19 protein-coding genes and 1 tRNA gene are annotated in these 20,882 nt (G+C 73.4%); 11 read left to right on the top strand and 9 right to left on the bottom strand.

Translation table 11 applies throughout. The annotated features are described in order from the left end of the window. Positions 1-15 precede the first annotated feature (15 nt). Positions 16-663 (bottom strand): response regulator, encoded by a 648-nt coding sequence (locus ACRAKJ_RS02985; protein ID WP_438923072.1) that lies wholly within the window; start codon positions 661-663, stop codon positions 16-18. A gap of 153 nt (positions 664-816) precedes the next feature. Then, complete coding sequence (locus ACRAKJ_RS02980; RefSeq protein WP_438923073.1) at positions 817-1,497, bottom strand: N-acetylmuramoyl-L-alanine amidase; 681 nt, start codon at positions 1,495-1,497, stop codon at positions 817-819. Positions 1,498-1,637: 140 nt separating this feature from the next. Between ACRAKJ_RS02980 and ACRAKJ_RS02975 the strand changes: the two genes are divergently transcribed. Further along, a complete protein-coding gene (locus ACRAKJ_RS02975; RefSeq protein ID WP_438923074.1) occupies positions 1,638-4,877 on the top strand; it encodes a penicillin acylase family protein in 3,240 nt (1,079 codons plus the stop codon). A 122-nt stretch (positions 4,878-4,999) separates the two neighbouring features. Here ACRAKJ_RS02975 and ACRAKJ_RS02970 read toward each other — a convergent pair whose 3' ends face one another. Both ACRAKJ_RS02970 and ACRAKJ_RS02965 read right to left on the bottom strand, forming a co-directional pair. Then, positions 5,000-5,761, bottom strand: a complete 762-nt coding sequence (locus ACRAKJ_RS02970) for an FkbM family methyltransferase (RefSeq protein ID WP_438923075.1) — start codon at positions 5,759-5,761, stop codon at positions 5,000-5,002. 32 nt (positions 5,762-5,793) lie between these two features. Further along, the gene (locus tag ACRAKJ_RS02965; protein ID WP_438923076.1) at positions 5,794-6,732 is read right to left on the bottom strand and encodes a hypothetical protein; all 939 of its coding nucleotides are present in this window, start codon (positions 6,730-6,732) and stop codon (positions 5,794-5,796) included. Between the two features lie 199 nt (positions 6,733-6,931). On the opposite strand from ACRAKJ_RS02965, the gene ACRAKJ_RS02960 reads away from it, so the two are divergent. Next, a tRNA-Arg gene (locus ACRAKJ_RS02960) sits at positions 6,932-7,004 on the top strand. 152 nt (positions 7,005-7,156) lie between these two features. On the opposite strand, the gene ACRAKJ_RS02955 is transcribed toward ACRAKJ_RS02960, so the two are convergent. After that, positions 7,157-7,465, bottom strand: coding sequence for a helix-turn-helix domain-containing protein (locus ACRAKJ_RS02955; RefSeq protein ID WP_438923077.1), 309 nt, complete (start codon positions 7,463-7,465; stop codon positions 7,157-7,159). A 160-nt stretch (positions 7,466-7,625) separates the two neighbouring features. Here ACRAKJ_RS02955 and ACRAKJ_RS02950 point away from each other — a divergent pair, with 160 nt between their 5' ends. Further along, positions 7,626-7,871, top strand: coding sequence for a helix-turn-helix domain-containing protein (locus ACRAKJ_RS02950; protein WP_438923078.1), 246 nt, complete (start codon positions 7,626-7,628; stop codon positions 7,869-7,871). A gap of 173 nt (positions 7,872-8,044) precedes the next feature. Next, positions 8,045-8,914 (top strand): hypothetical protein, encoded by an 870-nt coding sequence (locus ACRAKJ_RS02945; RefSeq protein WP_438923079.1) that lies wholly within the window; start codon positions 8,045-8,047, stop codon positions 8,912-8,914. Between the two features lie 92 nt (positions 8,915-9,006). Here ACRAKJ_RS02945 and ACRAKJ_RS02940 read toward each other — a convergent pair whose 3' ends face one another. Then, positions 9,007-10,245 carry a Fic family protein gene (locus ACRAKJ_RS02940; protein WP_438923080.1) on the bottom strand — a complete coding sequence of 413 codons (1,239 nt, stop codon included), beginning with the start codon at positions 10,243-10,245 and terminating at the stop codon, positions 9,007-9,009. 404 nt (positions 10,246-10,649) lie between these two features. On the opposite strand from ACRAKJ_RS02940, the gene ACRAKJ_RS02935 reads away from it, so the two are divergent. The 6 genes from ACRAKJ_RS02935 to ACRAKJ_RS02910 all read left to right on the top strand — a co-directional run bounded on the left by ACRAKJ_RS02935 (position 10,650) and on the right by ACRAKJ_RS02910 (position 18,018). Continuing rightward, entirely contained in the window at positions 10,650-11,168 is a 519-nt protein-coding gene (locus ACRAKJ_RS02935) for a toxin-antitoxin system HicB family antitoxin (protein WP_438923081.1), read from the top strand. 46 nt (positions 11,169-11,214) lie between these two features. Then, positions 11,215-12,054 carry a DUF4097 family beta strand repeat-containing protein gene (locus tag ACRAKJ_RS02930; protein WP_438923082.1) on the top strand — a complete coding sequence of 280 codons (840 nt, stop codon included), beginning with the start codon at positions 11,215-11,217 and terminating at the stop codon, positions 12,052-12,054. A gap of 92 nt (positions 12,055-12,146) precedes the next feature. Next, positions 12,147-13,322 carry a cytochrome P450 gene (locus ACRAKJ_RS02925; RefSeq protein WP_438923083.1) on the top strand — a complete coding sequence of 392 codons (1,176 nt, stop codon included), beginning with the start codon at positions 12,147-12,149 and terminating at the stop codon, positions 13,320-13,322. Between the two features lie 69 nt (positions 13,323-13,391). Beyond that, on the top strand, positions 13,392-14,021 hold the full coding sequence (locus tag ACRAKJ_RS02920; protein ID WP_438923084.1) for an MBL fold metallo-hydrolase: 630 nt from the start codon (positions 13,392-13,394) through the stop codon (positions 14,019-14,021). Further along, positions 14,018-16,798 carry an AAA family ATPase gene (locus ACRAKJ_RS02915; RefSeq protein WP_438923085.1) on the top strand — a complete coding sequence of 927 codons (2,781 nt, stop codon included), beginning with the start codon at positions 14,018-14,020 and terminating at the stop codon, positions 16,796-16,798. Before ACRAKJ_RS02920 ends, ACRAKJ_RS02915 begins: the two co-directional genes overlap by 4 nt. 611 nt (positions 16,799-17,409) lie before the next feature. Further along, positions 17,410-18,018, top strand: a complete 609-nt coding sequence (locus tag ACRAKJ_RS02910; RefSeq protein ID WP_438923086.1) for a TetR/AcrR family transcriptional regulator C-terminal domain-containing protein — start codon at positions 17,410-17,412, stop codon at positions 18,016-18,018. A gap of 237 nt (positions 18,019-18,255) precedes the next feature. Here ACRAKJ_RS02910 and ACRAKJ_RS02905 read toward each other — a convergent pair whose 3' ends face one another. The 3 genes from ACRAKJ_RS02905 to ACRAKJ_RS02895 all read right to left on the bottom strand — a co-directional run bounded on the left by ACRAKJ_RS02905 (position 18,256) and on the right by ACRAKJ_RS02895 (position 19,791). Continuing rightward, positions 18,256-18,561, bottom strand: a complete 306-nt coding sequence (locus ACRAKJ_RS02905) for a hypothetical protein (RefSeq protein ID WP_438923087.1) — start codon at positions 18,559-18,561, stop codon at positions 18,256-18,258. Beyond that, positions 18,545-18,784 (bottom strand): DUF397 domain-containing protein, encoded by a 240-nt coding sequence (locus ACRAKJ_RS02900; protein WP_438923088.1) that lies wholly within the window; start codon positions 18,782-18,784, stop codon positions 18,545-18,547. Before ACRAKJ_RS02900 ends, ACRAKJ_RS02905 begins: the two co-directional genes overlap by 17 nt. A 131-nt stretch (positions 18,785-18,915) precedes the next feature. Further along, a complete protein-coding gene (locus ACRAKJ_RS02895) occupies positions 18,916-19,791 on the bottom strand; it encodes a Scr1 family TA system antitoxin-like transcriptional regulator (RefSeq protein WP_438923089.1) in 876 nt (291 codons plus the stop codon). Between the two features lie 216 nt (positions 19,792-20,007). Between ACRAKJ_RS02895 and ACRAKJ_RS02890 the strand changes: the two genes are divergently transcribed. Then, entirely contained in the window at positions 20,008-20,841 is an 834-nt protein-coding gene (locus tag ACRAKJ_RS02890) for an SAM-dependent methyltransferase (protein ID WP_438923090.1), read from the top strand. Positions 20,842-20,882: the final 41 nt, after the last annotated feature.

The following is a 20,882-nucleotide window of genomic DNA, read 5'->3' as shown; positions in this document are numbered from 1 at the left end:
GTCCCCGGGCGGTGCTCAGGCGATCAGGCCGCCGCGGAAGGCGACCAGCGCCGCCTGCACGCGGTTGACCGCGCCGATCTTGCCCAGCACGGACGACACGTAGCCCTTGACGGTCGCCTCGGACAGGTGCAGCGTGCCGCCGATCTCGGCGTTCGACATGCCCTGTCCGATGAGGACGAGCACCTCGCGCTCGCGCTCGGACAGCGAGGCGAGCAGCCTGCGCGCGGGCTCGGCGGCCCGTTCGCCGTCGGCCACCGCGGCCAGCACCCGCGCCGCCACGCCCGGGTCGAGCACGGCGCCGCCGACCGCGAGGTCGCGCACCGCCCTGACCAGCTGCTCCGGTTCGGTGTCCTTGAGCAGGAAGCCCGACGCGCCCAGCCGGAGCGCCTCGGACACGTACTCGTCCACGTCGAACGTGGTGAGCATGGCGATCTTCGGCGGGTCGGGCACGGCGCGCAGCCTGCGCAGCGCCATCAACCCGTCGGACGACCGCATCCGGATGTCCAGCAGCACGACGTGCGGGCGGTGCTGGCGGGCCAGGTCGGCCACCAGGTGCCCGTCGTCGCACTCGGCCACGACCTCGATGTCGCCGGCGCTGCCGAGGATCATGCGAAGACCGGACCGGACGAGGTCTTCGTCGTCGGCCAGCATCACCTTGATCACGACGCCTCCCCGCGTTGGCGTTTCGTGTTCGTACTCGCCCAGCCTCGCGCACGAACACGCAAGCTGACGTTAATTCATCGTTATCTCACCACGGGAACAGCGCGTAGCCGCCTGTTCACAATTGCCAGGGGAAGCCGAGGTCAGCCGGTGGGATCACCCCAGCACGGCCGCGACTTCCGCGCGCAGTCGCGGTAGGAGGGCGTAGAGCCGGTCGCCGGGGCACAGGGTGTCGCGGTAGTCGCGGTGCCCCTTGATCTCACCGGGAGCGATCCCGTACTGGGCGCAGGTGTAGACGCAGAAGGACACCAGCGTGTCCCACTGCAACACCGTGGGTTCGGCGGTGAGGTAGGTGCCCTCGTTCTCGATGCCGATGGCCGCGGTGTTCTGGCCGGGGCAGTGCGCGCCTTCGACGACGCGGTCGCCCGCGCGCAGCGCCGCCAGGCTGCCGTGCCTGCCCTCCATCAGGAACCCGCCGCGGCTGTTGGTGAAGTGCTGGCCGGAGTCGATCCAGCCGTTGGTGTCCATGTGCAGGTCCTGGATCCAGCGGGCGTGCTCGTAGGCGTGCGCCTCGGAGAAGTCGGTGGAGTTCGCCGACGCCGTGTGGTGGACGAGGATGCGCACCGGGCGCACGCGGACGGTGGTCGTCGGCGCGGACGGCGGGCGGGCGCCCCAGTCGGCGCAGCCGCGGACGGGCAGCACGGGCGAGGCGGCGGCGGAGGGGGCGGCGGAGGGGGGACCCGGCGAGGCGGCGGCCGTCGCCCCGGGCAGCGCGCCCAGCACCCCGGCCCCGGCGAGACCGGCGAGGCCGCTGATCAGCGTTCGGCGCGACGTCATGTGAACTGTTTTCCCAATGTGATGATGAATCGTCAACACCTCACACCCGGACGGCCGAATCAAACGCGAAGTACTTTCGCGAATAGGTACCCAACAGTAACGTGCGTCACACGATTCCCGTCCGGAAGGAGCTTCGCGTCATGCGGAGAGCCGCCCGATCGCTCGCCGTGGTCGTCCTGCTGGCCGCGGCCGCCGTGACCGTCCCCGCCACCGCCACCGCCGCTCCCCCGGCCGCCGCTCCCCCGACCGCAGCCCACCCCGCCGCCGCTCCCCCGGCCGAGGCGGGGACCAGCGCGTTCGCCCCGGACGACCACTGCCTCGGCCAGTGCCACGACGTGCTGCCGCCGGGCCAGAACGGCAACGCCACGCTCACCGACATCCTCGCCCACCAGGTCCTCGGCACCCGCCCGGCGCACTCCGCCGACCAGCTCGGCAGGTACGACGCCCTGGCGTCCGGGTACGGCGGGCTGACCAACGAGCAGCTGGGCGCCTTCTTCAACGACGCCTCGTTCGGCGTCCCGGCCGGGCAGGTCGAGAGCACGATCCGTCCGCGCGCGGACGTCACCATCGTGCGCGACAAGGCGACCGGCGTCCCCCACATCACCGGCACCACCCGGTCCGGCACGGAGTTCGGCGCCGGGTACGCCGCCGCGCAGGACCGGCTGTGGCTGATGGACCTGTTCCGCCACCTCGGGCGCGGGCAGCTGTCCGGCTTCGCGGGCGGCGCGGAGGGCAACCGGGCGCTGGAGCAGAGCTTCTACACCCAGATCCCCTACACCGAGGCCGACCTCCGGGCCCAGATCGACTCGGTCGCCGCCAAGGGCGCGCGCGGCGCGCAGGCGCTGCGGGACGTGGAGGACTACGTCGCGGGCATCAACGCCTACATCACGGCGTCGGTGAACGCGCGCACCTTCCCCGGCGAGTACGTGCTGACCGGGCACGCCGACGCCATCACCAACCGGAACGACATCCAGCCGTTCCAGCCGACCGACCTGGTCGCCATCGCCGCCGTGGTCGGCGGGCTGTTCGGCGCGGGCGGCGGCGGCGAGGTGCAGAACGCGCTGGTGAAGCTCGCCGCGCAGAACCGCTACGGCCCCGAGGTCGGCGACCGCGTGTGGCGGTCGTTCCGCGAGCAGAACGACCCCGAGGCCGTGCTCACCCTGCACGACGGGCAGCGCTTCCCGTACGGCACGACCCCCGAGTCGCCGCAGGGCGTGGCGCTGCCCGACGGCGGCGTCGTGACACCGGAACCCGTGGTGCACGACCAGGTCTCGTCCGGACAGTCCACTGTGGAAGTCCCGGAGGAGCACGAAGCCCTGGCGGGGTTGTTCGCCGACGGCGTGCTGCCGCGCGACCTGCTGACCCGCAAGCAGGGCATGTCCAACGCCCTCGTCGTGTCCGGCGCGCACACCGACAGCGGCAACCCGATCGCCGTGTGGGGGCCGCAGACCGGGTACTTCGCGCCGCAGCTGCTGATGCTCCAGGAGCTCAACGGGCCGGGCCTGCGGGCGCGCGGCGTGTCGTTCGCGGGCGTGTCGATGTACGTCCAGCTGGGCCGGGGCGTCGACTACTCGTGGAGCGCCACGTCCGCCTCGCAGGACATCACCGACACCTACGCCGTGGAGCTGTGCGAACCGGACGGTGCCGCGCCCACCGCGACCTCGGTCCACTACCGCTTCCGCGGCCAGTGCCTGCCGATGGAGCGGCTGGAGCGGCGGAACGCGTGGAAGCCCACCGTGGCCGACCCCACGCCCGCCGGGTCGTACACGCTGCGGGCGTACCGGACCAAGTACGGGCTGGTGCAGAGCCGGGCGAAGGTGGGCGGCGCGTTCGTCGCCTACACCTCGCTGCGCTCGACGTACCTGCACGAGGTCGACTCGATCATCGGGTTCCAGGCGTTCAACGACCCCGACGCGATCAGGTCGGCGGCCGACTTCCAGCGCGCCGCCGAGCACGTCGGGTACGCGTTCAACTGGTTCTACGCGGACTCGCGCGACACCGCGTACTTCAACTCGGGCTCGAACCCGGTGCGCAAGGCCGTCGTGGACCCGCACCTGCCGGTCCGCGCCGACCCCGCCCACGAGTGGGAGGGCTGGAACCCGGACGACAACACCGCGTCGTACACGCCGTTCGCGCAGCACCCGAACTCGGTCAACCAGGACTACTACATCAGCTGGAACAACAAGCAGGCGCCGGACTACTCGGCGTCCGGCTACGCCATGGGGTCCGTGCACCGCGGCGACCTGCTCGACGACCGCGTGCGGGCGCTGATCGCGCGCGGACCCGTCACCCGCGCCGGGCTGACGAAGGTGACGGCCGAGGCGGGCGTGGCGGACCTGCGGGCCGAGCAGGTGCTGCCCGACCTGCTGCGGGTCATCGACACCGCCGCCGTCACCGACCCGGCCCTCGCGCCCACCGTGGCGTCGCTGCGGACATGGCTCCAGTCGGGGTCGCTGCGCAAGGAGACCGCGCGCGGCAGCAGGGCCTACGCCCACGCCGACGCGATCCGCGTGCTCGACGCGTGGTGGCCGCGACTGGTGGAGGCCCAGTTCAAGCCCGGCCTCGGCGACGCGCTGTACGAGCGGCTGACCCGGGCCGCGCAGGTCGACGAAGCGCCGTCGGACGCCCGCGGCACCGCGCCGCACAAGGGCTCGTCGTTCCAGACCGGCTGGTGGAGCTACGTGGACAAGGACCTGCGCGCGGTCCTCGGCGACCGGGTGGACGGCGCGCTCGACCAGCGCTACTGCGGAGGCGGGGCGGTGTCGGCGTGCCGCCAGGTGCTGCTGGACAGCCTGCGCGCCGCCGCGGCCCTGCCCGCCACCGCCGTGTACCCCGGTGACGCCTCGTGCGCGGCCGGCGACCAGTGGTGCGCGGACACCGTCCAGCACCGCGCCATGGGCGGCATCACGCAGGAGAAGGTGAACTGGCAGAACCGGCCCACGTACCAGCAGGTCGTGCAGTTCCCCTCCCGCCGCGGGACGGCCGTGGCGAACCTCGCCGCCGGGTCGGTGGCGACCGCGAGCAGCCACGAGCGCGGGTGGCACGAGTCGCCGCCCGCGCACGCCGTGGACGGCCGGGCGGACACGCGCTGGGCCAGCGACTGGTCCGACGACCAGTGGTTGCAGGTGGACCTGGGGTCCGAGCGCACCGTGGGGCGCGTCCTGCTGTCCTGGGAAGCCGCGTATGCCAAGGGGTATCGCATAGAGCTGTCGTCCGACGGTGCCCGATGGCGCACCGTTCATACGACTTCTACTAGTGATGGTGGCCAGGACCTTGTGCCGTTCACACCTTCTGGGGCACGATTCGTACGAATGACGGGTATCCAACGGGCCACGGGTTACGGATACTCGGTTCACGAGCTTGAGGTCTACGTCTCCTAGTCGTAGACCGGTCCACAGGAAGACCCCGGTCCACCCCCAGGGACCGGGGTCTTCCGCCTTTTGCGCTCGTGCCGCTTTCGCCGCCTTGCCCGCCCTTGCCGCTCGTGCCGCTGTGGTCGGGCTCAGGGCGTGACCGGGCGGTCGGGCGTGAACAGGTAGTTGCGCACCCGGTCGTCGACGCGGTCGGCCCGGCGCCACGCCCCGTGCTGCCAGGTGTGCATCGAGTAACCCCGGCGGGCGAGCCAGTCCTGCACGTCGCGCGCCCGGTAGCCGAAGCGCCGCACGTGCCGCTCCTCGACCTCCAGCAGCAGCTTCGGCCGCAGCCGGTCGATCGTCCCCGCGCCGCCCTCCAGGACCCGCAGCTCCGCACCCTCCACGTCGGCCTTCACGAAGTCCAGCCGGTCGATGCCGTGGACCCGGCAGAACCGGTCGAGCGTGTCCGTGCGGACGAGGACCTCGACGTGCTCGGCGAACTCCGCGTTCGAACCCAGCCCGTCCGCGCCCGCGGTGAGGAACGAGCGGCCGGTGACCGGCGTGCCGTGGCGGACCGGCACGCTCATCACGTGCCGCCCCTCGCTCGTGCCCAGCGCGACGGGGTGCCGCACGACGTTCCGACCCTCGCGCGGGCGCAGCAGGTACGACAGCGCGGGGTGCGCGAACAGCAGCGGCTCCACGCTGTGGACGGTCCCGTGTGGACCGACCAGGCGGGACAGCGTCACGGTGTAGAGGCCGAGGGCGGCGCCGATGTCGAGGCAGACGTCACCGGGGCGCACCACGTCGCGCAGACCGATCAGCTCGGGTTCGACGAACGGCGTCATCCGGGCGAGGACGCGCAGCGCGCCGGCGACCGCCGCGCCACGCACCTCGGTCAGGTTGTGGGTCACCCGTCCAGGTTAGGTAATCGCGGCTCGGCGGATCACGGCAGCGGCCGGTGCCCGTTGTGCCCGTTGGGCGCGGGCAGGCCGTGGGGGCCGTGGGGGCCGTGGGGCTGCTGCGGGAGCCGCACGGGGGCGTCGTGCGCGGGCAGGCTCGCCGGGGTGTCCGGTGGCAGGCCCACCTGCTCGGCGAACTCGGCGGCCACCGACGTGCCGCCGTAGATGCCGAGCGCCTTCGCCAGGTGCAGGCGGACGTCCGCGCGGTGCCCGTCGTCCAGGCGCGGGAGGGCGCTCTCGAAGCTCGTGACGAGCGTGTCCGCCCAGTGCTGGTCGCGGCGGTTGGCGGCGATCTCCACCAGCTCCGCCAGGTGGCGGCTCAGCTGCACGGCCTGCTCCACCTGGTAGCCGTTCCGGACGAGCCACCAGATCGTGGCGCTCGACAGGTCCGTCAGCACCTCGTCGCGCAGGTACTTGATCTCGGCGCGCTCGGCGTCCCGTTCGGCCTGGCGCATCGTGGTGGTCTGGAGCAGCTCGATGTGCTTGCGGGCCATCTGGAGGTCGGTCTCCGCGACGGTGAGCACGACGCCCTCGGCGCGCGCCCACACGTGCGTGCCCTCGACCTGCCGCTCGGCGGCCAGCTCGTCCCCGAGCTGGTGCTGGAGCGGGGCGTGGTGCACCAGCATCGCCCGCTCGGTCAGCGCCTTGGCGCGGTTGACGACGTCGTTGATCGCCGCGCTGCGCGGGGCGTTGTGGCGGGCGCCGGTCGTCAGGTCGACCCGCCAGTGGATCGTCATCTTCGCGTGGAAGTCCAGCCCGTAGACGGCGCTGGGCAGCGGCGTCTCGAACGGGTGCTGGTGCGACGTCGAGGAGGGCACGAACGTGTAAGCCTCGGCGTCCGGCTTGGCACGCAGCCGCCGCCACCAGGAACGGGCGGAGTCCAGGGGGCCGGGACGGAAGTCAGGCCAGGGTCGACTGGTCATGGGGTGGCTTTCGTCAGAGGGGAGATAGCCCCTTCTGTACCTCACGGAACCGATCCGGAGAAGATGGGGTGCGCCACTTCCCCCGGACAGCCGCAGCACCCGGGCCCGCCCCCTCACCCCCGGTGCACCGCCCTACCCCCACCCGAGTGACAACCCACCCGTCCCCGGCCCGCCGGCCACCGGGTAGGCTGCCGCACGCGCCCTCGTAGCTCAGGGGATAGAGCATCGGTTTCCTAAACCGTGTGTCGCAGGTTCGAATCCTGCCGGGGGCACTCACCTTTCGCCGGGTGAATCAGGCCCTGAGCTGCGTCTACGCGCTCGGGGCCTGATCTTTTCCGCCAGTCCCAGCCGCACGCCCGCGCCCCGGTGGGGGGCGTTGTCCGGCGGCAACAGCCGGGGTGCGGCGCGCGTGGGGACAACGGGGTCAACCCCGGGCCAGGCGGCGGGCCAGTTCGGCGATCAGCTCCTGGTCCGTGAGGTCCGCCGGGTTCGGGCGGGTGCGGTGGAGGCGGGCTTCTTCGGCGGTGATGAGTTCGGCGGCCACCCAGGCTTCGAGGGGGCTCGCCTCGAACAGGCGGGCCACCGAGCGGGCCGTCTCGATGCTGACGCCCTTGCCCCTCTTCCACTCGCTGATGCGGCTGCGGTCCACACCGGTCCGCCGCGCCAGGTCGCCCGTCGTCAGGCCGCGGTTGCGGAGGTTGGTCTCCACGTAATCCCACCAACGTGTGGTCACCGGTGGATCGTACGTGCGCCACGGCAACGCCAGCCACGCCCGGGCCGGGGCTGGATGTGCGAAGTCGTTGCACCCCAACGGAAAACGGCGTTGCGACACCGAACTGAACTACTGTTGTCCCAACACAACATACGTTGCGTCGGAACCACACGGGGCGCCCATGCCGCACATCATCACACTCCGCACCGACACCTTCACGAAGGCCGTGAGGTTGGCGGGCTACCGGTCCGACTACGCGCTCGCCGAGGCGATGGGCGTCAACCGCTCGACGATCAGCAGGGTGGTGAGCGGCGCCCTGCGACCGGGGTCCGGCTTCATCGCGGGCGCGCTCGCGGTCCTGGCGCCGATGCAGTTCGACGACCTCTTCGAGGTCGTCACCACCAAAGGTGCTCACCGTGGGTACTGACAAAGGGGTAGATAAATACCCGCTGTCACGACAAGACGGCACGCGCGGCGGTGGTTGTTCATCCGAAAGCGTGACAACCTTGATCATCAGAAGCACCGGGACGGGGCAACTCGATGTGACCAGTGGCCAACGCGCGACGACAGGTCTGTCCGACGGCGGAGGGATGGCAACAGGTGGACGACGAGTCAGGGCACGGGGCGGCCGGGTTGGTCCGGGACCTGCGGCGCGCGCTCGACGGCGAACCGCCCCCCTCCCCCGCCGCGCGCGCCTGGTTCGACGCACGGGGGGATGACGTGCTCGCGGCGCTGCGGGACCCGGACGCGGAGTCGGCGGCGGACCTGCTCGACGCGCTCTGGCCGGTCGTCCCGCTCGACGCGAGCGGGACGTGGGCCGAGGAGGTGCACCGCCTCGGCGCCGACCTGTCCGCCGCGCTGCCCACCTCCCCCGTGCTCACCTCGGCGTTCCGCCGGGGGGCCGCGTGGTTCCGCGCGCGCGGCGACCACCGGCTCGCCACCGCTCAGGGCGTGTTCGAACTGGCCGTGCACCGCGAGCGCGACGACGACCCGGACGCCGTGGCCGACGCGCTGGCCGACCTGGCGGTCACCTACCGGGAGCAGGGGCTCCTGCACGAGGTCGCGGACTGCCTCGACGAGGCGCTGGAGACCTACCAGCGCCACGGTCGCGCGGACGGCGTCGCGCGCACCCTCCTCGCCCTGGGCACCCTGATGCTGGAGGCCGGGCGGCCCGGCGTGGCGACCGACCACCTGGCCCGCGCGGACCGCGCGTTCGAGGACGCGCCCGACCCCGTCCGGCACGCCGAGTGCCTGGCCCTGCTCGGTTGGGCGTGGCAGCGGTCCGGGGAGGAGGTCGCGGCGCACCGCGCGCACAACCGGGCGCTGGCGCTGGCGATGAAGCTGGACGACGGGGCGGCGAGGCGGGTGCGCGACCTCGTCGCCCAGCCCCCCTCACTCGCGGAAGAGGGCGGTCAGCACCACCTGGATGAGGGCGCCGGCGAAGAGGCGGAGCCACGGCGGGAGCCCTGAGGCGGCGGCGCGGCGGTGGCGGCGGAGGTCGCAGTCGGCGCGGCGGCAGCCGGGACGACGGCACTCGTCGGGGGGCAGGTCGGGGGAGGTGCTCATGATCCTCGTGGAGTGCTCTCCGGTCGGGGGGACGGGGACGGGGGCCGGCCGTGGTCGCGCGGGTTGCGGGCCAGCAGGCGCAGGACCTTCCAGCACACGAACGCGTTGCCGTGGTTGCGGGTCTTCCAGGGCACCAGGACACCCAGCTCGACCAGGCGGCGGGTGAACCCCGACGCGGCGCGGGGCGTGACGCCGAACCGGTCGCACACCGCGCGGTGGTTCACCACGGGGTAGCCGACGAGGTCGGCGGCCACGAGCGGCAGCGTGCCGGCGCGCGGCAGCAGCCGGGCGTGGTCGTCGGCCAGCAGGCGCAGGCGCGCGATCAGGTCCAGCTGGTGCAGCGCCTGGTCGCGCACGGCGGTCGCGTAGAACTCGACCCACCGGTGCACGAGCCCGGTGCGCACGACCGCGCGGATCTGGCGCTGGTACTCGCCGAGCGCCCCGTTGAGCCACACCGACAGCGGCACGACCTGGTCGCGCACCAGGCCGCTGCGCACCAGCTCCAACGTCGAGAACGCGCGTGCGACGTGGCCGTTGGCCGTGGGGAACGGTTGCAGCACTTCGAGCTGGTAGTGCGCCAACGCGGCCTTGGCGACCCGGGGCTGCCGGCACTCCTCGCCCACCCAGGTGGACCACTGCTCCAGCAGGGCGACCAGGTGCGCGCCGGTGGCGGTGAGCAGGTAGGCGCGCCTGCGGTCGAGGCCGAGCCACCCCGGCGCTGTGCGCAGCACGTCGTGCGCGTCGCCGCCCGTCATGATCGCGCTCATCTCCCCCACCAGGTCCGCGTCCACCGGCGTGCCGTCCCGGACGCGCGCCAACCCGTGGTCGTAGGCCCTCAGGTACGGCTCCAGCGCCCAGGTCGAGCCGGTGCCACCGGGTGGCCGCTCGCCCTGCGCGGCGAGCAGTTCGACCACGAACGCCTCGCGCAGCGGGATGGCCAGCCCGGAGAGCCCGGCGGAGCTGCGGGCGTCGCGCACCTGCGTGGCGCGGACCAGGGCGGCACGCCTCCCGAACCGCTCGGCGGCTTCGTCGAGCCGGCCCAGGGCGTGCTCGGCCTCGGCGCACAGCCGGTACGTCGAGGGCGGGAGCACGAGGCCGGACGGCAGGGGGGACGGCAGGTAGGCGCCTTCCCGGAGCAGCGCGGCCGGCACCCCCGGCAGGCCGGTGACCGGCACGCGCTGCCCCGGCGGGAGCCGTCCTGCGTCCGGGTCGACAGGGTCTTCGTCGTCGTGCACGGGGAAGGTGTAGCAGGCCGGAGAACGATTTGCCTAGTTCCGTTCTCCACATCGGAGAGCTGCGCCCACGGCCCCGCTAGGCCATTAGCGTTAAACCTGTCCCGATTTACCGCATTACTGCGGACAGCTCACGTTGCCGGGCATACGTACAGCTCAGGCCACCTGTCAAGCCCGCCGGGGAGTCGACCGCGGAGATCGACGGGAAATTTCCCGCCTACCTGGACTATTCCAAGCCGTGGAACCGGGACGCCCCATCGGGGCGCACACCGCCCCACCGGGGCGCATTAGAGGGTAATTACCCGAAAGGGTGAAAACGCCTCGACAGCACCGGTCGGACGCCTGCGGACAGGGGCGTGACACCACGGCCGGTTGCTTTGGCAGCACTGTGGTGCCATAGTGGTGCCATGGACCTGACGCCCTACGTCGACAACCTCCGCCGGGAACTCGCCGTCGCCGCCGAGACCGGTGGCGCGGAGGCACGGGCGCTGGCCGAGCGGTTGGTGCTCCCGCTGGAGTCGGCCGCCCGGTTGACGCTGCTCGAAGCGCTGTCCGCCGCCGCCGACGAGATCACCCGGGACCTGGCGCCCGGCAGCGTCGACGTGCGGTTGCGGGGGCGTGACCCGCACTTCGTCGTCTCCGTGCCGGATGGTGCCACCGAGGACCGGGGTGATGCCACCGTGGTGCCGCCGGTGGTGGCCGACGAGGGGCCCGTGACGCGGATCAACCTGCGCCTGCCCGAGCACCTCAAGGCGCGGGTCGAGGAGGCCGCCGCGCGGGAGGGGGTGTCGGTCAACGCGTGGCTCGTCCGGGCCGCCGCGGCCGGGCTCGGCGGGAGCGGGGGGCACGGCGGGGGCGGCAGGGGGAACAGCGGGGGTGGGCGGTCCAGGGGGGCCGGCCAGAGCTACACGGGGTGGGTTCGCTAGCCCCACCTGCGTAAACAGTCGCACGACTCACTCAGAGGGGACAGCCATGCCCGTTTTCGACACGCCCGGACCCGTCGAGGTCGACCTCGACATCGTCTACGGCAGCACCTGGATCACCGCGGGCGACAGCACGCGGACCACCGTCGAGGTCCGGCCCAGCGACCCGGGCGACGACAAGGACGTCAAGGCCGCCGACACCACGACCGTCGAGTTCCGGGACGGCCGGCTGACCGTCCGCACCCGCAGGAGCACCCTCGTCTTCAGCAAGCCCGGCTCGATCGACCTGGTCGTCGAACTGCCCGCGGGCTCCGCCGTCACGGCGCGCGGCCAGCTCGCGAGCTTCACCGGCGAGGGCCGGCTCGGCGAGTGCCGCGTCAAGACCTCCGCCGGCCACATCCGGTTGCAGGACACCGGCGCGCTGGACCTGGAGACCTCCAGCGGCGACGTCGCGGTGGCGCGGGCGACCGGCCGGGTGGAGGTGCGGACCGGTTCCGGCGAGGTGCGCATCGGCGCGATCGACGGGTCGGGCACGGTCAAGAACTCCAACGGCGCCACCCGCCTGGGCGAGGTCACCGGCGAGGTGCGGGTCAACGCGGCCAACGGCGAGGTCGTCATCGACCGCGCGCACGGCGACGTGGTCGCCAGGAGCGCCAACGGCCACATCCGCGTCCACGACGTCGCGCGCGGCTCGGTGACGCTGGAGACCACGGCCGGCGAGCTGGAGGTCGGCGTCCGCGAGGGCACGGCCGCCTGGTTGGACGTGCGCTCCACCGCCGGCCGCGTGCGCAACGAGCTGACCACCTCGGACGGTCCCGGTGGGACGGACGAGCGGGTCGAGGTGCGCGGCCGGACCACCCTCGGCGACATCCTCGTCCGGCGCGCCTGACCGGGCACCGCCACGAGCGCACCACCGCACGAGCGCACGAGCGCACGAGCGCGCACCACCGCGCGACAACCGAAGACCATGGGGGAGAAGACATGTGGGACACGCACCCGCGGCAGTTCTGGCTGCGCGGGGAACGACCGGAGCGGGTCGTCGGGTTCGACGAGGAGCTGGGCCTCTGGGACGCGTACGGCCACCCGGAGGTCGTCGAGGCGCTGGCCGACCACGGCCGGTTCTCGTCCGAGGTGCTGCGGCTGTTCCCGGGCGAGCCGGACCCCGCGCTCACCGAGGGCAACCTGGTCCAGCTGGACCCGCCGGTGCACGACAAGCTGCGGCGGCTGGTGAGCGGCGCGTTCACGCCGAAGGTCGTCGCCGACCTCGAACCGCGCATCGCCCGGCTGACGCACGAGCTGCTCGACCGCGTGGACGGCGACTTCGACCTGGTCGAGGACCTGGCCTACCCGCTGCCGGTCATCGTGATCGCCGAGCTGCTGGGCGTGCCGAGCGGCGACCGCGACCTGTTCAGGGGCTGGGTCGACCAGCTGTTCGAGGGCGACGACCAGTTCTCCCTCACCGACGCCGAGAAGCAGGGCGAGGAGCTGCGGGGCACCGTCGAGCGGCTCGCGCCGATGCTGGACTACCTGCGCGGGCACGCGGCGGAGCGGCGCACCCGGCCGCGCGAGGACCTGCTGACCGCGCTGGTGCGGGCCGAAGTGGACGGTGAGCGGCTGTCCGACACCGAGGTGGTCAACTTCGCGAGCGTGCTGCTGGTCGCGGGCCACATCACGACCACCATGCTGCTCGGCAACACGGTGCTGTGCCTGGACGCGCACCCCGACCAGCTGCGCGCCGTGCGGGAGGACCGCGCCCTCGTGCCGGCCGCCGTGGAGGAGTCGCTGCGCTACCTCACCCCGTTCGCCTCGGTGGCGCGGGCGACGACGGTGGCCACGACCCTGGGCGGCGTGGAGATCCCGGCGGACCAGGTGGTCGTGCTGTGGCCGGCCGCCGCCAACCGGGACGAGCGCCGGTTCGCCGACCCGCACGCCTTCGACGTCCGGCGCGACCCGAACCCGCACCTGGGCTTCGGCCGGGGCGTGCACTTCTGCCTCGGCGCGCCGCTGGCCCGCCTGGAGGGGCGGGTCGCGCTCAACGTCCTGCTGGACCGGTTCCCGCACCTGCGCGCGGACCCGGACCGGCGGCCCGGGTTCATGCCGTCGCCGAACATGGTGGGCGTGCGGTCGCTGCACCTGCTCGTCGACGGGGGTCGTTGACCGGGTGAAGGAGAGCGGCGACCGGGTGAAGCAGTCACGCTGAGCTGCGAAGACGCTACGATCCCGCAGGTGCGCCCACTGGCTCCCGGAGTCCACCAGCTGCTCGGACGACCGCCCCACATGATGAACGCCTACCTGGTGGAGGACGTGCTCGTGGACGCGGGCACCCCCGCCGCCGCCAAGCGCATCACCCGCCAGCTCGACGGCCGCGCCCTCGCCGCGCACGTCGTGACGCACGCCCACCCCGACCACTTCGGGTCGAGCCACGCGGTGTGCGAGCGGTACGACGTGCCGCTGTGGGCGGGCCGGCGGGACGCGGAGGCGATCGAGACGGCCAGCCCGGTGCCCGCCCCCGGTTTCCTGCCCTCGCTGCTCGCGAGGATGAAGATGCCCGACGCGCACCCGGTCGCCCGGGGGCTGCGGGAGGGCGACGAGGTCGCCGGGTTCACCGTGCTGGACTCGCCCGGCCACTCCCCCGGCCACATCTCCCTGTGGCGCGACCACGACGGCGTGCTGATCTGCGGTGACGTGTTCTTCAACGTGCTGCGGCTGTCGGGGCCGCCGAAGTTCCTCACCCACGACGACGAGCGCAACCGCGAGTCGATGCGCCGGCTCGCGGAGCTGCGCCCGAAGCTCGTCCTGTTCGGCCACGGCCGCCCGCTGCGCGACCCCGACCGCCTGGGGCGCCTGGTCGGATGAACACCCTGGAGCGGGACCGGGAACTGGGGCGGATCACCGCGGCGCTGGACTCGGCGGCGCGGGGCGACGGCCGGGTCGTCGTGGTCGAGGGGCGGGCGGGCATCGGCAAGACCCGGCTCGTGCAGGACACCCGGGACCTGGCCAAGCAGCGGGGGTTCGGCCGGCTCCAGGCGGTCGGCGACGCGCTGGAGAGCGCGATGCCGTGGGGCGTGGTGCGGCAGATGGTGGAGCGCTCGGTGTCCCGCTACCGGGGCGAGGTGCTGGAGAAGATCCTGGCCGGGCCGTCGGGCGACGCGCTGGCCGCGCTCGACGCGGCGGCGGCCGACCCGAGCGAGGCGGAGCTGGCCCGCACGCTGCACGCGCTGTGGTGGGTGGCGATCGACCTGTCCGCGTCCCGGCCGCTGCTGATCACGGTGGACGACGCGCACTGGGCGGACCCGCCGTCGCTGCGGTTCCTGGCCTACCTGTCCCGGCGGGTCGCGGACCTGCCGATCGCGCTGGTCGTGGCCACCCGGCCGCCCGACGGCAGCACGGGTCCGCTGGCGCAGCTCAGCGTGGCGAAGCAGGCCGAGCGGCTGCTGCCCCGGCCGCTGTCGCCGGGCGCGCTCGGCGAGCTGGTCGCGGCACGGGGGGCGCGGCCGTCGCCCGGGGTGGTGGCGGCCCTGCACGAGGCGTCGGCGGGCAACCCGTTCCTGGTCGGGGTGCTGGTGGACGAGCTGGACGCGCTGGCGCTGCCGGTGGACGGGCCGGGCACCGCGGAGCGGGTGGCGGGCCTGGGGCCGAGCACGGTGTTCCGCGCGGCGTTCGGCCGGCTGCCCGCCGAGGCGGTGCGGTTGGCCGGGGCGGCGGCGGTGCTGGGCACGGGCGGCGACCCGTGGCTCGCGGGCGCGGTCGCCGACCTGCCCGGTGACGCCCTGCCGGGGGCGGTGGAGGCGCTGGTCGCGGCGAACGTGCTGACCGGCGACGAGCTGGTGTTCGTGCACCCGGTGGTGCGCGAGGCCGTGCTGGCGGAACTGGGCACCGTGGCGCGGGCGGGGCTGCACGCGGCGGCGGCGCGGCGGCTGTGGGAGGCGAAGGCGCCCGCGGACCGGGTCGCCGCGCACCTGGCGCACGCGCCGCGCGGCACCCTCCCGCAGGCCGCGGAGGTGCTGCGGACGGCGGCGGCGGCGCTGCTGGCGGCGGGCGACCCGGACACGGCGGCCTCGCACCTGCGGCGGGCCGTGGAGGAGCACCCGGACGACCCGGGGCTGCGCGCGGAGCTGGGTCGGGCGCTGCTGCGCACCGGTGACGCCGAGCGGGCGCGCCGGGAGCTGCGCACGGCCGCCGCCGAGCTGCCGGACGCCGAGCTGCTGGCCGCCGCCGCGTCCGCGACCGCCGTCGTGGACGGGCCGGAGGCGGCGATCGCCGAGCTGTCCGACGCCGTCGCGGCCCGGGGCCCGGACGCGGGCAGGCTGCACCTGGAGGCGCGGCTGGCGGTGCTGCGGTCGTTCTCGCCCCGGCACCGGCGGACCGCGTCCGAGCACCTGGGCGGCTACGCCCGGCTCGCCGGGCGCACCCCGGACGAGCGGACCCTGCTCGGCCTGCTCGCCCAGACCGGGCGGTACGAGGTGTGGCCCGCCGAGGAGGTGGCGGCCACGTCGCTGCGGGCGCTGTCGCGCGGCGCGTACTTCGACGACGCCACCGGCAGCACGGAGGCGATGGTGGCGTGGCTGGTGGCGCTGATCGCGCTGATGGCCGCGGACGGCGTGGCCGAGGCCGCGCCGGAGGTCGACCGGGCCCGGCGGCGGGTGCGGGCGCACGGCTCGCCCGTGGAGTTCGCGATGGTCGCCAACGCCGCCTCGTTCCTGCACTGGCGCACGGGCGACGTCGACCGGATGACGGCCGAGTCGGAGGGCGCGCTGGCGGCCGTGCGGGACGAGGACCCGGTGCCGCACGTGGTCGCGCTGCGCGCCACGGCCACGCACTTCCTGACCTACGGCGCGTTCGAGCGCGGCGACGCGGCGGGCGCGGGCGCGCTGCTGGCCCGGTTCGACGCGGAGCACACCGAGGCGCCGCAGATCATGCCGACGATCTGGCTGCACGAGCCGCGCGCGCTGGTGGCCCTCGCCCAGGGCGACCCGGGGTCGGCCCGCGCCGAGGCGCACCGGCAGCGCGACGCGATGGCCGCCGCCGAGGTGGACCCGCCGACGATCCCGTGGCGCGACCCGGCGGTGCGGGCGGCGCTGCTGCTCGGCGACACCGCCGAGGCCCTGGAGCTGGCCGGGGAGCAGGTGGTGCTGGCCCGCCGGTGGGGTGCGGCCACGGAGGTGGGCACCGCCCTGCGGCTGCTGGCGCACGCCGACCCGGACCGCCGCGCCGACCTGCTCGCGGAGTCGGTGCGGGTGCTGGAGGGCTCGCCCTCGCGCCTGGCGCTGGCCCGTTCGCTGGTGGACCTGGGCGAGGCGCTGCGCGTCGGCCGGCGGCGCGCCGAGGCGCGGGAACCGCTGCACCGGGGCCTGGACCTGGCCGACGCGTGCGGGTCGACCGCGCTGCGGGCGCGGGCGGTCGAGGGGTTGGAGGCGCTGGGCGACCGGCCGCGCCGGGTGGTGGTGCCGGGCGCGGGGGCGCTGACCGCGAGCGAGCGGCGGGTCGCGGAGCTGGCGGCGCGCGGCCGGGCCAACCGGGAGATCGCGCAGGAGCTGTTCGTGACGCCCAAAACGGTGGAGAACCACCTGGGCCGGATCTACACGAAGCTCGGCATCAGCGGTCGCCGCGACCTGACCCGCGTCCTGACCTGACCCGCGTCCTGACCTGAGCCGCGACCCGGGCCGCGTACCGACTCGGCCCGAGCCGACCCCGATCGGAGGAGGAGTCGCCCGGGGCGGTCCCGGTACACCCGAGTCCGGGCGGGCGGACGTTGCGGGTCCACCCCTCATGACTTCACCGTTTTCGCAGGTCGACCTCGTGCTACGAACGGGCCGCAGGGAGGTGGCCCGCTCCACGGGAGGTGGACCGTGCTGTCCCTGCCGGGCGTCGCCTCGGCCGACCCCGTCCTCGGGACGCCCCAGCCCTGCGCGAAGCTCACCGACGTCACCGGGCCGGACTTCGAGGTCCGCCAGTGCGACGTCGGCGACGTCGACCGGTTCCCCGCCGGTCGGCTGACGACCCGCTCGCGACAGCCCCGCCTCCCCGGGCCGGCTTTCCGCGCACCTCGTGCCCCACGCGCCACATCGAACACGCGTTCGATCCGTCCACACCTGGGGACAAGCCTGTGGACAACTTGATCTCACCTGGTCAGGGTCTGTGCACAGCCGGTCGGGTCGGCCGCGGTCCACCGATCCCCTTCCATCGGCGTGCGATGTACGCCCATCGGTGGAGTCATGCGCGTATCCTGTACGCTTTCGCGGCGATGCCCCGCTCCAAGTCGTTCACCCCGGCCGCCCTCGCCGCCGCCGCGCTGGCCGTCGTCGACCGCGACGGCCTGGGCGCGCTGTCCATGCGCGCGGTCGCCGCCGAGCTGGGCCTGGGCACCATGTCGCTGTACCGGTACGTCGCCGACCGCGCCGAGCTGGAGGCCCTCGTCGTCGAGCTGGTGCTGTCCGGCGTGGACGTCGTGCCGCCGCGCAACGCGCTGTGGGACAAGCAGGTCTCGGTCCTGTTCGAACGGCTCCGCGAGGCCGTGGGCGGGCACCCGGACGCCGTGCCGCTCGTCCTGGCGCACCGGCACCGCTCCCCGAGCGCGCTGCGCTGGGGCGAGGCCGTGCTGGAGGTGCTCACCGGGGCCGGTTTCGGCGGCGTGGAGCGGGCGATCGCGGGACGCGCCCTGCTCGGCTACCTCATCGGCGCGGTCGAGCTGGAGCACCGGAGCCCGCCGGGAACGGGTGCGGGGGCGGTGGACGCGGTGGCCGCGGAGCACCCGCTGCTGGCCGAGACCGCGAACGCCGCGCGGGCGGTGCCGCCGGTCGACGAGTTCCGGCGCGGGCTGATGGTCGTGCTGGCCGGGCTGCGCCGCCCCTGACCGGGAAACCGGCCGCGCGGGGCGGGTGACAGCGGGGCGGGGTGACAGCGACGCGGGGACCGAAGCCGACCTCGGTCCCCGCGCCGATCGCGACGAACACGGAGTTGCGCTCCGAGCGTGGCGTCGACATCGGGCGCGGAGTCGACTCCCGCTGCGTCTCCAGGTCAGGTTCGCCGGTGAGGGGCCTGGGGGGCACCCCTCGGCCCGTCCGCCACCGCGGCGCGGACGGGTGGTCCGTCAGGCGATCCGGTCGTCGGGCAGTTCGAGCAGCTCCTCCAGCACGCTCGTCGCCGGACCTCGCCTGCGCCAGGAGAAACGACTGGGGGACAGGACGTTCACCTCGTCGGCGGGCATCCTCATGGCCACCGCGTCGTCCTCGGTGTGCAGGCGGACGACGTCGATGACGGCGTGGTGCGCCCGCACCCCGACCACGGCCGCGAGCTCTCCCCTGGCGTCCCGCGGGTGGAGGAACTGGAAACCGCGCGCGATCAGCTCGCGCAGCTGGAAGGTCGTGCGGGAGGGGTGGTCAGTCGAGGAGGTCATCGAACTCCCCGTCCCTCGCTCCCGCAACGAAAGCCGCGATCTCGGCACGGGTGTAGACCAGCGCCGGGCCGTCGGGGAAGCGGGAGTTGCGCATGGCGATGTCGCCGTCGCCGAGCCTGGCGAGTTCCACGCAGTTGCCCAGCTTGCCGCTGCGGGCGCTCTTGCGCCACGACACGTTGACGAGCTCGGCCGCGGACATGCCGTTGTGGACTCTGCCGACCATCGACGCCACCCTCCACGAGAAGTGGTGCATCTGCACGTGCACCTGGCTGTGCACAGACGGTAGCAGTGAGCCACGCACGGGTAAATGCACGTGCAGATGCAGGGTGAAATCTCCCCCGGACGGAGGACCCCCTACAGCTCCGCTCGGACCTTCGCGAGGAACTGGCGGCTGCGGTCGGGCGTCTCCGCGTCGACCGTCAGCCGGTCGAAGACCCGGCTGTAGATCTCCAGTTCTTCCAGCTTGTCGAGGTACAGCGCACCCGCGAGGTGCTCCAGGTACACGATGTCCGGCAGGTCGGCCTCACCGAACCGCAGCATCGTGAACGGACCCTCCGCTGCGTAACCGCTGAGCTGGTACGGAACGATCTGGAGGGTGACCGGACCCTCTTTGGTCACCGACAGCAAGTGGTCGAGCTGCCGGAGCATCACCGCCCGGCCGCCGATGGGCCGGCGCACCACCGACTCGTCGATCACCGCCCACACCCGGGGAGCGCCCGGTCGGGCCAGGATGCGCTGCCGCTGCATGCGCAGCGACACCCGGCGCTTCGCCGCCGGCCCGGCCAGCTCCGGCCGACCGCTGCTCACGACCGCCGTCGCGTACTCCTCGGTCTGGAGCAGGCCCGGCACGAACTGGGTCTCGTAGGTGAGGATGCGCACCGCCGCCTCCTCCAGGCCCACGTAGTCCTGGAACCAGTCCGGCAGCAGGTCCGAGTAGCGGTGCCACCAGCCCGGCGAGTTCGACCGCCGCACCATCCCCAGGAACTTCGCGCGGGCGTCCTCGTCGGTGACGCCGTACATGGTCAGCAGGTCCTGGACGTCGCGCTCCTTGAGCCCGACGCGGCCCAGCTCCATCCGGCTGATCTTCGACTCCGAGCCCCGGATCGCGTACCCGGCGTCCGCGCGGGTGATCTCGGCCGCCTCGCGCAACCTGCGCAGTTGGGCGCCGAGCACGATGCGCAGCGCGGTCGGACCGCTGTCCCGTTCGGGCGTCGGCTCTACCGTCACCATCGCCACTCCTCCCGACCGTCGTGCCCCGTCCACCCGAACAGCGGTTGCGCGCGAGGTGGGCGAACTCGCATCGTCACTGAACGTACACCCCCGATCTCGCCGTCACGCGTACCCGAGGCCCGCTCACTCGTCGAGCCCATACCCTTACGCCGAGCGGACTGTGACGCGGTGCACACAACATCGCCCCTTCTCCCCCCGTAATGCGAGGTCAACACAATGTCGGGTACGTCCTCGGACGCCGCCGCCCCGGTCTACATCGACACCACCAAGGCCAGTATCGCCAGGGTTTACGACGCCTTCCTCAATGGCAAGGACAACTACGAGATCGATCGCCAAGTGCTGCGCCAGGTGCAGCAGGTGGCGCCCGAAGCGGCCACGCTGGCCGTGGACAACCGCAGCTTCCTCATCCGCGCCACCCGGTTCGTCGCGAGCCAGACGGGCATCACCCAGTTCCTCGACTGCGGCTCGGGCCTGCCCACCGCCGAGAACACCCACCAGGTGGCCCAGCGCATCAACCCGGACGCACGAGTCGTCTACGTCGACAACGACCCGGTGGTGCTGGCCCACGGGCGCGCACTGCTGGAGGAGAACGACCAGACGCACTTCTCGGCGGCCGACATCTTCAAGCCCCAGGAGATCCTGAACGACCCGGTGGTGCGCAAGCACATCGACTTCTCCGAGCCGATCGCGTTCTTCCAGATGGGCACGCTGCACCACTACAACGGCACGTCGCCGACCACGGCCGAGATCATGGCCGAGTACGTCGACGCCCTGCCGTCCGGCTCCTTCGTCGGCATCTCGCACTTCCTGGACCCGGAGACCGAGGAGCACTCGGCGATCGCGCGGCGGATGGAGGAGACCTTCCTGCACTCGCCGATGGGCAGCGGCCGGTTCGCCACCATGGGCGAGCTGCACGGGCTGTTCCGCGGCCTGGAGATGGTCGACCCCGGCATCGCCATCTGCGCCGACTGGTGGCCGGACGGCCCGCGGCTCAAGGAGCTGGACGCGGTGAGCTACTGCATCGCGGGCGGGGTGGGGCGCAAGCCGTAGCCCGACGGCCGCAGCTCGACGACGGCCGCGCCCGCGCGCCT

The organism is Saccharothrix sp. DSM 118769 (assembly GCF_052936295.1).
This window is presented reverse-complemented; position numbering and strand designations above follow the sequence as displayed.

Coding starts and splice junctions, on each gene's coding strand:
- ACRAKJ_RS02965 (WP_438923076.1), bottom strand. CDS start 6,732: ATGACCAGTCGACCCTGGCCTGACTTCCGTCCCGGCCCCCTGGACTCC.
- ACRAKJ_RS02895 (WP_438923089.1), bottom strand. CDS start 19,791: ATGGTGACGGTAGAGCCGACGCCCGAACGGGACAGCGGTCCGACCGCG.
- ACRAKJ_RS02925 (WP_438923083.1), top strand. CDS start 12,147: ATGTGGGACACGCACCCGCGGCAGTTCTGGCTGCGCGGGGAACGACCG.
- ACRAKJ_RS02890 (WP_438923090.1), top strand. CDS start 20,008: ATGTCGGGTACGTCCTCGGACGCCGCCGCCCCGGTCTACATCGACACC.
- ACRAKJ_RS02905 (WP_438923087.1), bottom strand. CDS start 18,561: ATGACCTCCTCGACTGACCACCCCTCCCGCACGACCTTCCAGCTGCGC.
- ACRAKJ_RS02935 (WP_438923081.1), top strand. CDS start 10,650: ATGGACCTGACGCCCTACGTCGACAACCTCCGCCGGGAACTCGCCGTC.
- ACRAKJ_RS02975 (WP_438923074.1), top strand. CDS start 1,638: ATGCGGAGAGCCGCCCGATCGCTCGCCGTGGTCGTCCTGCTGGCCGCG.
- ACRAKJ_RS02910 (WP_438923086.1), top strand. CDS start 17,410: ATGCCCCGCTCCAAGTCGTTCACCCCGGCCGCCCTCGCCGCCGCCGCG.
- ACRAKJ_RS02930 (WP_438923082.1), top strand. CDS start 11,215: ATGCCCGTTTTCGACACGCCCGGACCCGTCGAGGTCGACCTCGACATC.
- ACRAKJ_RS02950 (WP_438923078.1), top strand. CDS start 7,626: ATGCCGCACATCATCACACTCCGCACCGACACCTTCACGAAGGCCGTG.
- ACRAKJ_RS02915 (WP_438923085.1), top strand. CDS start 14,018: ATGAACACCCTGGAGCGGGACCGGGAACTGGGGCGGATCACCGCGGCG.
- ACRAKJ_RS02900 (WP_438923088.1), bottom strand. CDS start 18,784: ATGGTCGGCAGAGTCCACAACGGCATGTCCGCGGCCGAGCTCGTCAAC.
- ACRAKJ_RS02980 (WP_438923073.1), bottom strand. CDS start 1,497: ATGACGTCGCGCCGAACGCTGATCAGCGGCCTCGCCGGTCTCGCCGGG.